The organism is Paenibacillus tundrae (assembly GCF_036884255.1).
In the GTDB taxonomy this organism is placed as follows: Bacteria; Bacillota; Bacilli; order Paenibacillales; family Paenibacillaceae; genus Paenibacillus.
On the sequence record NZ_CP145605.1, the window covers coordinates 5,647,838 to 5,662,540 of the forward strand.

A 14,703-nucleotide genomic window follows, 5' to 3' on the forward strand; every position below is an offset into this window, starting at 1 on the left:
ACCTACCAGCACTTATTTGGAAAAAACAGCTATCTGATCGAACAAATACATGATCTAATACAGGCACTATCTTAACTTAACCAAATTCTCCATAAAAAATGGTTTTTATTAACGTGTGATAATACTACATAATACAGGGCTTCCTTTGGGGATATTAAACTCGCAGCACATAACCGAAGGGAGGATTCATTATCATGAAAAAGGTATGCACAATCGTTGCTTCTGTTGCTCTAGCGGTGTCACTTGCGGGATCTGCGTCTGCACACACAGCAACAAATAACATGAACCACAGCACGAAGCAGACTACAGAGTATGAGAACAGCAACTACAGAAACAACAATTACACGAATCCTAATGCTAACAACGTTGGCAATGGTGATTATCGTACCAACAGCATTCGTACAAATGCCGCAACAGACCGTGATAACGGGATGGACTGGGGCTGGCTTGGTCTGCTTGGACTTCTAGGGTTGGCAGGCATGCGTAAAAGAGCAACCGACCACGACCACCGTTAAAATAAACGGCTCAATACGTGGTAACGTTATACATTGTCTAGACCATTCATCTTCATGAGCGTATGCTCGAAGTGTTATGACTGCTGCATCCACTTTAATGAGATGAATGTAACAGAAGCCCTCACTTTAATAAGAGAGGGCTTCTGTCTGTTATAACTGCTTTTGGATTCAAAGAGGAGGATATACATTAAAGCCCAAAGCTCTAAAACCAAAACATAAGGTCTAAAGCTCTAGAACAAAAACTTTAGAGCCTTAATAATACTCAATAAATAATTCAAACTAGAACAAAAAAGCCCTGCAGATGCAGGACTTTTCTTTCATATTTAAGCGGGTGATGGGAATCGAACCCACGCTATTAGCTTGGAAGGCTAAAGTTCTACCATTGAACTACACCCGCATACGATAAATCGGGATGACACGATTTGAACATGCGACCCCCTGGTCCCAAACCAGGTGCTCTACCAAGCTGAGCTACATCCCGATATAGAAAAAAAATAATGGCGCGCCCTGAGAGATTCGAACTCCCGGCCTTTTGATTCGTAGTCAAACGCTCTATCCAGCTGAGCTAAGGGCGCAAATATGGAGCGGAAGACGGGAATCGAACCCGCGACCCTCGCCTTGGCAAGGCGATGCTCTACCGCTGAGCCACTTCCGCAAATAAAGGATGCGCGTGGAGGGACTTGAACCCCCACGTCAAAGACGCTAGATCCTAAGTCTAGTGCGTCTGCCAATTCCGCCACACGCGCATATAATGGTGAGTCATGAAGGGCTCGAACCTTCGACACCCTGATTAAAAGTCAGGTGCTCTACCAACTGAGCTAATGACTCATAATAAAATGGCTGGGGATATAGGATTTGAACCTATGCATGACGGAGTCAAAGTCCGTTGCCTTACCGCTTGGCTAATCCCCAATAATGAAATGGTGGAGGCTGAGGGGATCGAACCCCCGACCCTCTGCTTGTAAGGCAGATGCTCTCCCAGCTGAGCTAAGCCTCCATCTATATGACCCGTAGGGGATTCGAACCCCTGTTACCTCCGTGAAAGGGAGGTGTCTTAACCCCTTGACCAACGGGCCCCACTTACCAAAGCTCTCAACCGGGATCGAACCGGTGACCTCATCCTTACCATGGATGCACTCTACCTACTGAGCTATGAGAGCAAATGGCTCCCCGAACAGGGCTCGAACCTGTGACAACTCGATTAACAGTCGAGTGCTCTACCAACTGAGCTATCAGGGAATGTTATGCATTTGCATGAGCAAATACAATTCATCGTACAAATCCACATGCAGAGCCTGTTTCTATGTATGATGAAAGAGTTCGCTTGGCGGCGTCCTACTCTCCCAGGACCCTGCGGTCCAAGTACCATCGGCGCTAGAGGGCTTAACGGTCGTGTTCGGGATGGGTACGTGTGGAACCCCTCCGCCATCGCCACCAAACGCATAGCTTAGCTTACCTTTCAGAGTGTTGTTCTCTGAAAACTAGATTCGAAACGAACGTCTGCGATGTAGGAACTTGCTAATTGGATAAGCCCTCGACCGATTAGTACTGGTCAGCTCCATGCATTACTGCACTTCCACCCCCAGCCTATCTACCTCGTCGTCTTCAAGGGGTCTTACATACTGGGAAATCTCATCTTGAGGGGGGCTTCACGCTTAGATGCTTTCAGCGCTTATCCCGTCCGTACATAGCTACCCAGCGGTGCTCCTGGCGGAACAACTGGTACACCAGCGGTACGTCCATCCCGGTCCTCTCGTACTAAGGACAGCTCCTCTCAAATTTCCTACGCCCACGACAGATAGGGACCGAACTGTCTCACGACGTTCTGAACCCAGCTCGCGTACCGCTTTAATGGGCGAACAGCCCAACCCTTGGGACCTACTTCAGCCCCAGGATGCGATGAGCCGACATCGAGGTGCCAAACCTCCCCGTCGATGTGGACTCTTGGGGGAGATAAGCCTGTTATCCCCAGGGTAGCTTTTATCCGTTGAGCGATGGCCCTTCCATGCGGTACCACCGGATCACTAAGCCCGACTTTCGTCCCTGCTCGACTTGTAGGTCTCGCAGTCAAGCTCCCTTATGCCTTTGCACTCTTCGAATGATTTCCAACCATTCTGAGGGAACCTTTGGGCGCCTCCGTTACTCTTTAGGAGGCGACCGCCCCAGTCAAACTGCCCACCTGACACTGTCCCCGTACCGGATTACGGTACCAGGTTAGAACCTAGATACGATCAGGGTGGTATCCCAACGGTGCCTCCACCGAAGCTGGCGCTCCGGCTTCAAAGGCTCCCACCTATCCTGTACAGATCGTACCCAAATTCAATATCAAGCTGCAGTAAAGCTCCATGGGGTCTTTCCGTCTTGTCGCGGGTAACCTGCATCTTCACAGGTATTAAAATTTCACCGGATCTCTCGTTGAGACAGCGCCCAAGTCGTTACGCCATTCGTGCGGGTCAGAATTTACCTGACAAGGAATTTCGCTACCTTAGGACCGTTATAGTTACGGCCGCCGTTTACTGGGGCTTCGGTTCACAGCTTCGGATTGCTCCTAACCGCTCCCCTTAACCTTCCAGCACCGGGCAGGCGTCAGCCCGTATACTTCGCCTTACGGCTTCGCACAGACCTGTGTTTTTGCTAAACAGTCGCTTGGGCCTTTTCACTGCGGCCCCCTCGTGCTATTCACACTACCGGGGCACCCCTTCTCCCGAAGTTACGGGGTCATTTTGCCGAGTTCCTTAACGAGAGTTCTTCCGCGCGCCTTAGAATTCTCTTCTCGCCTACCTGTGTCGGTTTGCGGTACGGGCACCATCACCTGGCTAGAGACTTTTCTTGGCAGTGTGAGATCATGACCTTCGCTACTGTAATTTTCACTCCCCATCACAGCCCAGCCTTATGATGTGCGGATTTGCCTACACATCAGCCTCACTGCTTGGACAGACATCCATCAGTCTGCGTCACTACCCTACTGCGTCCTCCCATTGCTCATAACGGCTTACGGTGGTACAGGAATTTCGACCTGTTGTCCTTCGACTACGCCTTTCGGCCTCGCCTTAGGTCCCGACTTACCCTGAGTGGACGAGCCTTCCTCAGGAACCCTTAGGCTTTCGGCGGATCAGATTCTCACTGATCTTTTCGTTACTCATACCGGCATTCTCACTTGTATAATGTCCAGCGCTCCTTACGGTACACCTTCAACCCTTATACAACGCTCCCCTACCCCTGATGCAAGCATCAAGCCATAGCTTCGGTGGTGTGTTTAGCCCCGTTACATTTTCGGCGCAGAGTCACTCGACCAGTGAGCTATTACGCACTCTTTAAATGGTGGCTGCTTCTAAGCCAACATCCTGGTTGTCTGTGCAACTCCACATCCTTTCCCACTTAACACACACTTGGGGACCTTAGCTGATGGTCTGGGCTGTTTCCCTTTTGACAATGGATCTTAGCACTCACTGTCTGACTCCCGGAAGTAAGTCTATGGCATTCGGAGTTTGACTGAGCTTGGTAACCCTTGCGGGCCCCGCACCCAATCAGTGCTCTACCTCCACGACTCTGTTTTCCGAGGCTAGCCCTAAAGCTATTTCGGGGAGAACCAGCTATCTCCGAGTTCGATTGGAATTTCTCCGCTACCCCCACCTCATCCCCGCACTTTTCAACGTGCGTGGGTTCGGGCCTCCAGTGCGTGTTACCGCACCTTCACCCTGGACAGGGGTAGATCACCCGGTTTCGGGTCTACGTCCACGTACTATGTCGCCCTATTCAGACTCGCTTTCGCTGCGGCTCCGGCTCTTCACCTTAACCTTGCACGGGAACGTAACTCGCCGGTTCATTCTACAAAAGGCACGCCATCACCCCTAAAACGGGCTCTGACTTTTTGTAAGCACACGGTTTCAGGTTCTATTTCACTCCCCTTCCGGGGTGCTTTTCACCTTTCCCTCACGGTACTGCTTCACTATCGGTCGCTAGGAAGTATTTAGCCTTGGCAGATGGTCCTGCCGGATTCATACGGGGTTTCACGTGCCCCGCACTACTCGGGATCCGTCTCGGAGGGAACAGACTTTCAATTACAGGGCTTTTACCTTCTTTGGCGGGCCTTTCCAGACCTCTTCGTTTAACCGGTTCCTTTGTAACTCCATGTGAGACGTCCCACAACCCCAAAGAGCAAGCTCTTTGGTTTGGGCTTCTCCGCGTTCGCTCGCCGCTACTGACGGAATCACTATTGTTTTCTCTTCCTCAAGGTACTTAGATGTTTCAGTTCCCCTGGTATGCCTCTACATAACCTATGTATTCAGTTATGAGTAACTGGAAATTACCCCAGCTGGGTTTCCCCATTCGGACACCCCCGGATCAAAGCTTGCTTACAGCTCCCCGAGGCAGTTTCGTTGTTCGCCACGTCCTTCATCGGCTCCTAGCGCCTAGGCATCCTCCGTGTGCTCTTAGTAGCTTAACCATTCGCTCGTGTTCGAGCTGTCACTTCCCTTGTTTTGCTTGCGCAAAGCCAAAAGTCGTTCCATTTCGATCACTCGCTCCAGCAGTCTACCTTATAAAACACTTCACTTGTTTACACAAGATCAGCTTAAAGGAATGTTCTAATTCGCATTTTCGTTCGTTTCGATATCTAGTTTTCAAAGAACAAGCTTATAAAATCTTGTTGGTGGAGCCAAGCGGGATCGAACCGCTGACCTCCTGCTTGCAAGGCAGGCGCTCTCCCAGCTGAGCTATGGCCCCATATTAAATTCAAGGTGTAGATGGTGGGCCCTGGTGGACTCGAACCACCGGCCTCACCCTTATCAGAGGTGCGCTCTAACCAACTGAGCTAAGGGCCCACATTATATATTTGTTTTGAACCCATAATGGGTTACGCTTGGCGGCGTTCTACTCTCCCAGGACCCTGCGGTCCAAGTACCATTGACGCTGAAGGGCTTAACGGTCGTGTTCGGGATGGGAACGTGTGGAACCCCTTCGCTATCGCCACCAAACGTTTGAGAGTTTGAGCTCTCAAAACTGAGCAACGAGTGAGTAACTAGCCGACCTGGCTAGATTTATATTTGAATGTTTCCGCTACGGGAAACGATTCTCCATAGAAAGGAGGTGATCCAGCCGCACCTTCCGATACGGCTACCTTGTTACGACTTCACCCCAATCATCTATCCCACCTTCGGCGGCTGGCTCCTTGCGGTTACCCCACCGACTTCGGGTGTTATAAACTCTCGTGGTGTGACGGGCGGTGTGTACAAGACCCGGGAACGTATTCACCGCGGCATGCTGATCCGCGATTACTAGCAATTCCGACTTCATGCAGGCGAGTTGCAGCCTGCAATCCGAACTGAGACCGGCTTTGTTGGGATTGGCTCCACCTCGCGGTTTCGCAGCCCGTTGTACCGGCCATTGTAGTACGTGTGTAGCCCAGGTCATAAGGGGCATGATGATTTGACGTCATCCCCACCTTCCTCCGGTTTGTCACCGGCAGTCTATCTAGAGTGCCCACCCGAAGTGCTGGCAACTAAATATAAGGGTTGCGCTCGTTGCGGGACTTAACCCAACATCTCACGACACGAGCTGACGACAACCATGCACCACCTGTCTCCTCTGTCCCGAAGGAAAGGCACATCTCTGTACCGGTCAGAGGGATGTCAAGACCTGGTAAGGTTCTTCGCGTTGCTTCGAATTAAACCACATACTCCACTGCTTGTGCGGGTCCCCGTCAATTCCTTTGAGTTTCAGTCTTGCGACCGTACTCCCCAGGCGGAGTGCTTAATGTGTTAACTTCGGCACCAAGGGTATCGAAACCCCTAACACCTAGCACTCATCGTTTACGGCGTGGACTACCAGGGTATCTAATCCTGTTTGCTCCCCACGCTTTCGCGCCTCAGCGTCAGTTACAGCCCAGAGAGTCGCCTTCGCCACTGGTGTTCCTCCACATATCTACGCATTTCACCGCTACACGTGGAATTCCACTCTCCTCTTCTGCACTCAAGTCACCCAGTTTCCAGTGCGATCCGGGGTTGAGCCCCGGGATTAAACACCAGACTTAAATGACCGCCTGCGCGCGCTTTACGCCCAATAATTCCGGACAACGCTTGCCCCCTACGTATTACCGCGGCTGCTGGCACGTAGTTAGCCGGGGCTTTCTTCTCAGGTACCGTCACCTCAGGAGCAGTTACTCTCCTAAACGTTCTTCCCTGGCAACAGAGCTTTACGATCCGAAAACCTTCATCACTCACGCGGCATTGCTCCGTCAGGCTTTCGCCCATTGCGGAAGATTCCCTACTGCTGCCTCCCGTAGGAGTCTGGGCCGTGTCTCAGTCCCAGTGTGGCCGATCACCCTCTCAGGTCGGCTACGCATCGTCGCCTTGGTGAGCCGTTACCTCACCAACTAGCTAATGCGCCGCAGGCCCATCCTCAAGTGATAGATTGCTCCATCTTTCCAGTTCTCTTCAGGCGAAGAAAACAAGTATTCGGTATTAGCTACCGTTTCCGGTAGTTGTCCCAAGCTTGAGGGCAGGTTGCCTACGTGTTACTCACCCGTCCGCCGCTAACCATCAGAGAAGCAAGCTTCTCTTCAAGTCCGCTCGACTTGCATGTATTAGGCATGCCGCCAGCGTTCGTCCTGAGCCAGGATCAAACTCTCCAATAAAGTATTGAAAAGAGCGATTAGCTCATTTTGAATCTGACGAGATTAAAAATCTCATTTGTGCTTCGAAATCATCCAGTCCGAAGACATCTACGATTTCTCAGCGTCGATCTTGCAAGCAAGATCGTTACTCACTCGTTGTTCAGTTTTCAAAGATCAAACTTGAATCATGTTAATCGTTTTTGTGTCAACCACGTTTTCAGCGGCGACTTTTATAATGTATCATGTTACCGATATTTTTGCAAGCACTTTTTTTATAACTTTTCAAACTCTTCATTTCAGCACTTGTTTCGGTGAACTTGTCCTAAAAAAGGAACGAAAATTAATTTATCATATATATCAGAAACGGTCAACCCTTTTTCGACATTTTATTTCATTGCTCTTCCCTATCATCATGTAGAGGTACAGCATTAGCTATACATGCCGCACCCCTTTAATCCTATATAATCGTTGATTGACTATGAGCAAAGCATTCATGGCTTTGATTTTTTTAGTTTTCCGCCCCTCGCATACTTGGATAACTCTTTAGGCGGAGCAAAGCGTGCATACATCCGAAATACCGTTTTGTAGCGACTCGCGATAGCGTATTTGATTTCTTGGTCAAGACGGTTATCACTCAGGTCGAATAACATTTCATCAAGCTCTTTGCGAAGTACATAATCTAGCTCTTTGCATTCCTTATCATTAAACAGCATACCCAGCATTAGAGTTCTCCTTTTTCTGCATATGGATAATACGCGCTCATGTGTAGTTGTCTGATGTAATATACCTCTAGCAAACAGACGTTTTTCGAATCGCGTAAGGTTAGCAGCACAACCCCAATCATATTAACGTTGAGGTTGTACCCGAACCCGTTTTATTGTTATGGTCAACTTTCAGAAAAATTATGAATGTCATTCCATACAAATTTATCCTCGGACGATGCTGTAGGTGATGGTGCTCTCAATGATTGCTGCAACGAATAACAAAATGATGATCCAGCAAGATGCTGTCAACGTCCTACGCAGAAACACTTCCCACTGCTTACCAAGCAAATGTCTTTTCGACCCACCTAGCTGCATTAGACTCTTGGAAGCTAATCCCCCGAACTTCAAACCGAACGCACACGCAATAATGATCACTGGTATCTCGATAATGCCATGCGGGAGTAATCCTTTAATAACGATATCATAGAAACTTGCTCCATAATTCATCGTGGTGTGCACAAGGAACCCAATAACCATTCCGTTGATCAGTAGAAAAATTATCGGTAGAATGCCAAAGAATATGCCGGCATAGATCACAAGTACGCTTTTAATCGCATTATTGAAGAAAATAAACAAGAAGAAGTTTAATTGCACATTCCCCCCTTGCTCCAAGCGCTCGCTGACTTCTCTTAATCCCCCAATTTGATTCAAAAGTAATTCTTCGAGTGGCCCGGTGCTCACCCACCCTACACTAATGCCAATCACAAATAATGCGACCGACCAGATTAACGCATTCCGGATGGAACCCAGGTCTTTCAGAAATGTACTAAATTTAAGCATGACGACCTCCTAAGTAAACTAAGTTAATGGACAAACAAACATCATGTACGAATAACTAAGCAGTACGAGCATACATTGGAGAGTAAACAAGCATTTCTTATGGGAGAGGGGCGCTTATTGAAATGAACTCGTTCTATGTATTTAGCGGCAAAAAGATCAAACGTTACCTGATTGTGCTGGCTGCTGCCGTGTTTGCCATCGGAATAATCTATCTGGAGAGCGGCAACGTTTCTGTGTTCTCAGAGGAAACACCTTCTGCAGTCTACAGTGTACCAACCGAAAAAAAAGTAATTGCACTTACGTTTGACATTAGCTGGGGGGATAAGCGAACAGAGCCCATTCTAAAGGTGCTGAAAGAGAACAAGATCGAAAAGGCTACCTTCTTCCTCTCCTCACCATGGAGTAAAACACATCCTGAAATTGTTACCTCCATCAAGGAAGCTGGATATGAAATCGGCAGCCATGGACACAGACACGAAAACTATAGCAGTCTGACAGAGGAAGAGATCCGTAAGGAAATTTCGACAGCTCATAGCATTTTAACCGATTTAACGGGCAAAGAACCGAATTTGTTACGTCTACCCAACGGGGATTTTGACAAACGTGTTCTCCAGGTTGCGAGTAGTTTGAACTACCAGGTCGTACAATGGGATACCGATTCACAAGATTGGAAAAATCCAGGTGTACAGTCCATTGTTGATCGTGTAGTCAGCAAAGCTCATCCAGGAGATATCGTTCTATTACATGCTAGCGATTCCTCTAAACAAACGCATGAGGCCTTACCCGTAATCATTGATAAACTTCGAAATCAGGGATATGAGTTTGTCACTGTTTCCGAATTGTTGAATCACTCCAGCACTAAGGGTTCAGAGGTGCGAGATCAAGCTAGTGCGCAATAATACGCCCCAAGGCTATGTCTATCATCAATGTAATGCTCATGTATTACAATAACTGCAATAACGTTATAGATCAAAGTTACACATCTCACGCCATTCGTGCACATGAAAAAGAGCTAACCATCGTTAGCTCTTTTTGGAGTTTATTTTTATAAGAAAATCATTCTTCTACTTCCTTCACGCCTGCTCTACCTTTCCAGTTACAGCCTGATTAGCAGATGGATCGACCAATTTGTGCAAAATCAGCATTTGGTATGCATTACACATGAGCAATGGAACCACAATAAATATGGTTGCTGCATTCGAATCAATGCGTAATACCCCAATCGTCTCTACCGCTGTAACAGCTATCATAAAGAAAAGAGTCGGCACAAGTGCAGAAATGTTTGTTTGCTTGACCTTTACGTAAGCGGTAACAATTGCTGCTGCCAAAATAATGAGTCCGAGGACAATATCGGATATGGGCTCTCGCCCCTCTCCCACAAACAAACGCAAGAACATCACATCAAGCAAAGCTAGAACCGTTAATATGATCTGCACAATTTGCCAGCCGCGTTTGGGAAACACTCCCTTACCCATATAATTCAAAATTAAATATGCAAAGAAGCCCATCTGCGAATATACGCTAATCATAATACCGGAGCCAAACAGAATGAGCAGATATAACATAAAATCAGCAATTCCATTCGTTTTTTCTCCATTTAACAACATCATTGTTAGTCCTGTTATTAATGATCCCACCGCTCCGATCAACAACGCGGTCCAAAATAGGAAAAACCATTTCCGTAAATTCAAATGTTTTCCACCCCCGAGACTTTATTTTACCAACCTTCTCAGCAAAAAACCATCTCCGTTCAACATATTTACTGCTTTCTCATCACATACTACATCCAGTATCTAATCAAGGAGGGGTTGTGCACATGAAACGGCCATTGTGGCAGTTATGTTGTGTCCTATTTGGACTATCCGTCCTGCTCGCCGGCTGCGGCTCTGATCAGAATTATTCGCCTCCTCAGGGCAGTTATAAAGAGATGAAAACCATGGTGGTGGACATCCTCAAAAGTGATGAGGGTAAAAAAGCAGTGGAAGAAGCCCTTACTGGTCAAAGTTCTTCTGGCGGCGGTGGAGAAGGCGGTGGCTCTGAGCAAGGCGGCGGTGGTGGCGGTTCTGGTACGATCGGTATGAAAATGCTGATGCCTATGCAATCACAGGAACAGATTCGTGTTGCGGTAAAGGATACCATAACAGCTCCGGAATACAAGAAGGAATTCGAGAAAATTATGACCGACCCACAGTTTGCAGGTGAGTTCGCCAAAGTGGTCAATTCACAAAGCAAACAACTACACATGGAACTGATCAAAGATCCAACGTATCAAAAATCTATCTCAGATATTATGAAATCTCCTGAAGTTTCCAAGATGTTCATGGATATGACCAAAACCCCTGATTATCGTAAGCAAACGATGACCGTCATGCAGGAAGTGATGCAAAATCCTTTATTCCGCATGGAAGTTCTAACTTTGTTGAAAAAAGTCGTTCAGGACGAGCTTCAGCCTAAAGTGGAAAGTGGCGGCGGACAAAAAGATGACCAACAGCAGCAAGAAGGTCAAGGCCAAGATAGCGGTGGTGGTTCAGAAGATGGAGGTAGCGGAGACTCTGGTGGCGGATCATAGAAATACTGGATTATAGGATATCTTATGAAATAAACGTTTATGTATAATCAAAAGCCCCGCATCAATAGATGCAGGGCTTTTATTCGTAGCTGTCGCTTCAGACAATGGAAATTTCAAACGGATAAATATAAATTTAGAATTTAGTCTCAATCTCTTTAGCGATCTCCGCATAGATTGTACCAATGTTTGTATCCGCTTTATATACAGATGGTGAGAAGTCTGGCTCAGAGATATGGTTATCTGGTGCTCCAAGTGGAATCTGAGCAAGCAGACTTGTATGCAAGCTTTCAGCAAGCTGTCCACCGCCTCCACGACCAAACACATAGTCCTTTTCTCCACAACTTCCGCATTCATAATACGCCATATTCTCGACGACACCAAGCAGCTCGTGTTCGGTCTGAATAGCCATTGCTCCTGCGCGTGCCGCAACAAAAGCAGCTGTTGCATGTGGCGTTGTAACGATGATCTCTTTGCTATGGGGTATCATCTGATGTACATCCAATGCCACGTCACCTGTTCCTGGAGGCAAATCAAGCAGCATGTAATCGAGTTCTCCCCAATTTACATCGGTAAAGAATTGACGAAGCATACGACCTAACATAGGGCCGCGCCAGATCACAGGATTGTTCTCACGGATAAAGAATCCCATCGACATAACTTTAACACCGAATCGTTCTACCGGCTGAATAACCCCGTCTTCTACTACAGGATATTCTTCAATCCCCATCATGTCCGGCACACTGAAGCCATATATATCAGCATCAATTAAGCCCACCTTTTTACCTTGACGCGCCAGAGCAACTGCTAAGTTCACTGTCACAGTGGATTTACCAACGCCACCCTTACCACTTGCAATTGCAATGTAACGTACACCAGATTCAGGGCTCAACAATTCGTGTCCACCTAAACCTGCTGCGTGGCCTTTAACGAGAACTTCTTCGTCACTTGGGTCTTGTTGAATATCACCTTCTGAAAGGTTCTGACGTTCATGCTCAGACGCTGCCCTAAAGCGAATATGTACGTCCTCTATTCCATGCTGGGACAAAAGATTACGTGCAGCATCACTTAGAGCCGTTGTATCCTCAGGCTGGTTGTCCAACGTCACGAATGTAATGGCTACATGATGTTCTTTCACCATGACATCGCGAACCCACTGCAGTTCGGTCAGACTAACTCCCAATTGTGGTTCTTGTAGTGGTTGCAATAGTTCAAGTATCTGTTCTTTTGATAACATCAGACAGCACCTCAGCTTTATCTATTGGCATGTATTAGGTATGCTGTATCAATTATATCATTACGAGTCTAATTGTGACTAACTTTTAGGGCGTTCTCCGGAGGAATATCGCAGAATCCCATTATAAATGGAGGCTGCAACTTTGCGCTGATACGTTTCATCTGCAAGCATTCGCGCCTCTTCTGGATGAGAAAGGAAGCCTACTTCCACTAGAGCAGACGGTATCTTTAATGCCTGAAGTAAGTACACCGTATTTACCGTTTTGGCGATGCGATCTGTATTTTCCAGATTCCTTATCATCTCTTGCTGAAGCAGATTTGCTAACCCTTCATTGTCAACATGGTTTGGTGTATAAAATACCTGTGCCCCGCTCCAGCGGTTGGAAGGAACACTATTCATATGAATGCTAATAAACAGATCTGCTTGCTTGTCCTCAATCCGTCTAACTCGTTGTTTCAGATCTTCTGTTTTACGTTTGGAATAACCTCTTGTATCCGCTTCTGCAAGATCCGTGTCGATCTCTCGTGTCATAACGACCAATGCACCTGCTTGTTGTAAGTAGTCCCGCACATATAAGGCGATGGAAAGGTTAATGTCTTTTTCGATTACCCCCTGCTTACTCACAGCTCCCCCATCTGGGCCACCATGCCCAGCATCAATTGCGATAACTTTGCCAGCAAGAGGCAAACTCCAATATCCAGAAGTCTTGGATGAAGGAATCTCATACGTAGCTACACCTACTAACATTGCTAACAAACAAAGACTCAGCAGCACTCTCTTCACTGTACGTAGACGTATCCATACTACAAAATGCTTTCCCCTATTTTTACGCATAAAAAAACCACCTCGCCCCTATAAATGACTCTAATCATCTATATGGGACAAGATGGACAAATATAACCTTTAAGACTGGACTTGCTCAGCCATTCCCTCAATCAGTATCTCAGCTACCTCTGGACGTGTAAACTCAGGTGGCGGGCATTCTCCATTGCGAAGTAATCCACGTACCTTGGTTCCAGACAACGTCATATGATGCTCTTTACCATGTGGACAAGTTTTACTGGATGCCATATTACCACATTTGGTACAAAAGAAGCTATGCTCGAAGAACAGCGGCGTAATATCTAATTCTTCAGCTGTGAAATTAGAGAAGATTTCTTGAGCTTCATAGGTACCGTAATAATCACCGACACCAGCATGGTCACGACCAACAATAAAATGAGTACATCCGTAGTTTTTACGCACCATAGCATGGAAAATAGCTTCACGTGGGCCTGCATATCTCATGGCCGCTGGAAACACACCTAGAAAAGCACGATCGGCCGGATAATAGTTCTCCAGCAACACCAGGTAGCTCTTCATGCGCACATTGGCTGGAACGTCATCAGACTTCGTTTCACCTACCAGCGGATTAAGGAACAAGGCATCTACGATCTCCATCGCGCTTTTCTGAATGTACTCATGTGCACGGTGAACTGGATTACGAGTTTGAAAGCCAACTACTGTTCTCCAGCCTTTCTCCTGAAAAGTTTTTCTGGTCTCAGCTGGATCGAAATAAAATTGCTCAAATCTCGCTGGTTTAGGACGATTTAACACTTGAATTGGACCTCCCACATACGTTGCAGGTCGCTCCAGCAATTTTTTCACACCAGGATGCTCTGGATCATCTGTTTTGAACACTTGACGTGCTTCTTCGCCCTGATCCACCTTGTAAACACTCTGGACTTCCAGCAAGCCATAGGTGACTCCGTCGTCTTGCCCCACCAATGCCACCTTCTGTCCAATCTGAAGCTCAGCAGCCTGCTGATCATCTACAGCAAGCGTAATTGGGATACTCCATACCGTACCATCTGCCAACCGCATACGTGATACAACAGAGAGATAATCCTTCTCATTCAAGAAACCCGTCAGTGGAGAAAATGCACCCACACCAATCAGATCCAGATCAGAGATCGTCCATGTGTTAATACGCAGTGAAGGTAGAGTCTCACTTTCCCGCAGTAGTTGTTCCCGTTCTTCTCCTTGTACGACACGCTGTACTAGCGTACCTCCATGAGGCAGAATTGAAGTCATCTTGTCAGCTCCCTATTTCAATATTAATTACCACAATGAAAAAGTATCACAGAGTCAATTACTGATTTGGTTACGGAAACCTCAAGGTTGGTTAATAACGAGCCATATGCTTATATAATTGTACCATTTATTGGTTATGCTTGTTTCTTACCGCA

The 14,703-nt window shown here is 47.1% G+C and carries 9 protein-coding genes, 13 tRNA genes and 4 rRNA genes; 3 read left to right on the top strand and 23 right to left on the bottom strand.

The window, feature by feature from the left end:
• Positions 1–194 precede the first annotated feature (194 nt).
• A complete protein-coding gene (locus V6W81_RS25345; protein WP_056693039.1) occupies positions 195–515 on the top strand; it encodes a WGxxGxxG family protein in 321 nt (106 codons plus the stop codon).
• A gap of 326 nt (positions 516–841) precedes the next feature.
• Here the strand turns inward: V6W81_RS25345 and V6W81_RS25350 are convergent.
• The 19 genes from V6W81_RS25350 to V6W81_RS25440 all read right to left on the bottom strand — a co-directional run bounded on the left by V6W81_RS25350 (position 842) and on the right by V6W81_RS25440 (position 8,672).
• Positions 842–912, bottom strand: a tRNA-Gly gene (locus V6W81_RS25350).
• Between the two features lie 10 nt (positions 913–922).
• Positions 923–996 (bottom strand) — tRNA-Pro (locus V6W81_RS25355).
• 17 nt (positions 997–1,013) lie between these two features.
• Positions 1,014–1,090 (bottom strand) — tRNA-Arg (locus tag V6W81_RS25360).
• Positions 1,091–1,095: 5 nt separating this feature from the next.
• Positions 1,096–1,170: transfer RNA gene (locus V6W81_RS25365), tRNA-Gly, on the bottom strand.
• 10 nt (positions 1,171–1,180) lie between these two features.
• A tRNA-Leu gene (locus V6W81_RS25370) sits at positions 1,181–1,261 on the bottom strand.
• A gap of 6 nt (positions 1,262–1,267) precedes the next feature.
• Positions 1,268–1,343, bottom strand: a tRNA-Lys gene (locus V6W81_RS25375).
• A 9-nt stretch (positions 1,344–1,352) separates the two neighbouring features.
• Positions 1,353–1,427, bottom strand: a tRNA-Gln gene (locus V6W81_RS25380).
• 9 nt (positions 1,428–1,436) lie between these two features.
• Positions 1,437–1,512: transfer RNA gene (locus V6W81_RS25385), tRNA-Val, on the bottom strand.
• A gap of 7 nt (positions 1,513–1,519) precedes the next feature.
• Positions 1,520–1,591, bottom strand: a tRNA-Glu gene (locus V6W81_RS25390).
• An 11-nt stretch (positions 1,592–1,602) separates the two neighbouring features.
• Positions 1,603–1,675: transfer RNA gene (locus V6W81_RS25395), tRNA-Thr, on the bottom strand.
• A 3-nt stretch (positions 1,676–1,678) separates the two neighbouring features.
• Positions 1,679–1,754, bottom strand: a tRNA-Asn gene (locus tag V6W81_RS25400).
• 83 nt (positions 1,755–1,837) lie between these two features.
• A 5S ribosomal RNA gene (rrf, locus tag V6W81_RS25405) occupies positions 1,838–1,954 on the bottom strand.
• Positions 1,955–2,037: 83 nt separating this feature from the next.
• Positions 2,038–4,962, bottom strand: a 23S ribosomal RNA gene (locus tag V6W81_RS25410).
• Between the two features lie 202 nt (positions 4,963–5,164).
• Positions 5,165–5,240: transfer RNA gene (locus tag V6W81_RS25415), tRNA-Ala, on the bottom strand.
• Positions 5,241–5,261: 21 nt separating this feature from the next.
• Positions 5,262–5,338, bottom strand: a tRNA-Ile gene (locus V6W81_RS25420).
• A 36-nt stretch (positions 5,339–5,374) separates the two neighbouring features.
• Positions 5,375–5,491: ribosomal RNA gene (gene rrf / locus V6W81_RS25425) — 5S ribosomal RNA — on the bottom strand.
• A gap of 105 nt (positions 5,492–5,596) precedes the next feature.
• A 16S ribosomal RNA gene (locus V6W81_RS25430) occupies positions 5,597–7,149 on the bottom strand.
• Together the 16S, 23S and 5S rRNA genes with 13 tRNA genes alongside form the textbook arrangement of a ribosomal RNA operon.
• A gap of 470 nt (positions 7,150–7,619) precedes the next feature.
• Entirely contained in the window at positions 7,620–7,850 is a 231-nt protein-coding gene (locus V6W81_RS25435; RefSeq protein WP_056697767.1) for a hypothetical protein, read from the bottom strand.
• 204 nt (positions 7,851–8,054) lie between these two features.
• Complete coding sequence (locus tag V6W81_RS25440) at positions 8,055–8,672, bottom strand: stage II sporulation protein M (RefSeq protein WP_056697764.1); 618 nt, start codon at positions 8,670–8,672, stop codon at positions 8,055–8,057.
• 122 nt (positions 8,673–8,794) lie between these two features.
• Between V6W81_RS25440 and pdaB the strand changes: the two genes are divergently transcribed.
• Positions 8,795–9,571 carry a polysaccharide deacetylase family sporulation protein PdaB gene (pdaB, locus tag V6W81_RS25445; protein WP_145053315.1) on the top strand — a complete coding sequence of 259 codons (777 nt, stop codon included), beginning with the start codon at positions 8,795–8,797 and terminating at the stop codon, positions 9,569–9,571.
• Between the two features lie 174 nt (positions 9,572–9,745).
• Here the strand turns inward: pdaB and V6W81_RS25450 are convergent, their stop codons facing one another.
• A complete protein-coding gene (locus tag V6W81_RS25450) occupies positions 9,746–10,363 on the bottom strand; it encodes a KinB-signaling pathway activation protein (protein WP_338540757.1) in 618 nt (205 codons plus the stop codon).
• A 125-nt stretch (positions 10,364–10,488) separates the two neighbouring features.
• Between V6W81_RS25450 and gerD the strand changes: the two genes are divergently transcribed.
• On the top strand, positions 10,489–11,241 hold the full coding sequence (gene gerD / locus V6W81_RS25455; protein ID WP_338540758.1) for a spore germination lipoprotein GerD: 753 nt from the start codon (positions 10,489–10,491) through the stop codon (positions 11,239–11,241).
• Between the two features lie 133 nt (positions 11,242–11,374).
• On the opposite strand, the gene V6W81_RS25460 is transcribed toward gerD, so the two are convergent.
• From V6W81_RS25460 to sat, 3 genes are all read right to left on the bottom strand, one after another.
• On the bottom strand, positions 11,375–12,475 hold the full coding sequence (locus V6W81_RS25460; RefSeq protein ID WP_310146043.1) for an Mrp/NBP35 family ATP-binding protein: 1,101 nt from the start codon (positions 12,473–12,475) through the stop codon (positions 11,375–11,377).
• A gap of 78 nt (positions 12,476–12,553) precedes the next feature.
• A complete protein-coding gene (gene cwlD, locus V6W81_RS25465) occupies positions 12,554–13,309 on the bottom strand; it encodes an N-acetylmuramoyl-L-alanine amidase CwlD (protein WP_145053323.1) in 756 nt (251 codons plus the stop codon).
• 69 nt (positions 13,310–13,378) lie between these two features.
• On the bottom strand, positions 13,379–14,548 hold the full coding sequence (sat, locus tag V6W81_RS25470) for a sulfate adenylyltransferase (RefSeq protein WP_338540760.1): 1,170 nt from the start codon (positions 14,546–14,548) through the stop codon (positions 13,379–13,381).
• Positions 14,549–14,703 lie beyond the last annotated feature (155 nt).

Excerpts from the sequence above, each read along its gene's own strand:
- V6W81_RS25345 (WP_056693039.1), top strand. The coding sequence starts at position 195 with ATGAAAAAGGTATGCACAATCGTTGCTTCTGTTGCTCTAGCGGTGTCA.
- V6W81_RS25435 (WP_056697767.1), bottom strand. The coding sequence starts at position 7,850 with ATGCTGGGTATGCTGTTTAATGATAAGGAATGCAAAGAGCTAGATTAT.
- V6W81_RS25440 (WP_056697764.1), bottom strand. The coding sequence starts at position 8,672 with ATGCTTAAATTTAGTACATTTCTGAAAGACCTGGGTTCCATCCGGAAT.
- pdaB (WP_145053315.1), top strand. The coding sequence starts at position 8,795 with ATGAACTCGTTCTATGTATTTAGCGGCAAAAAGATCAAACGTTACCTG.
- gerD (WP_338540758.1), top strand. The coding sequence starts at position 10,489 with ATGAAACGGCCATTGTGGCAGTTATGTTGTGTCCTATTTGGACTATCC.
- V6W81_RS25460 (WP_310146043.1), bottom strand. The coding sequence starts at position 12,475 with ATGTTATCAAAAGAACAGATACTTGAACTATTGCAACCACTACAAGAA.
- cwlD (WP_145053323.1), bottom strand. The coding sequence starts at position 13,309 with ATGCGTAAAAATAGGGGAAAGCATTTTGTAGTATGGATACGTCTACGT.
- sat (WP_338540760.1), bottom strand. The coding sequence starts at position 14,548 with ATGACTTCAATTCTGCCTCATGGAGGTACGCTAGTACAGCGTGTCGTA.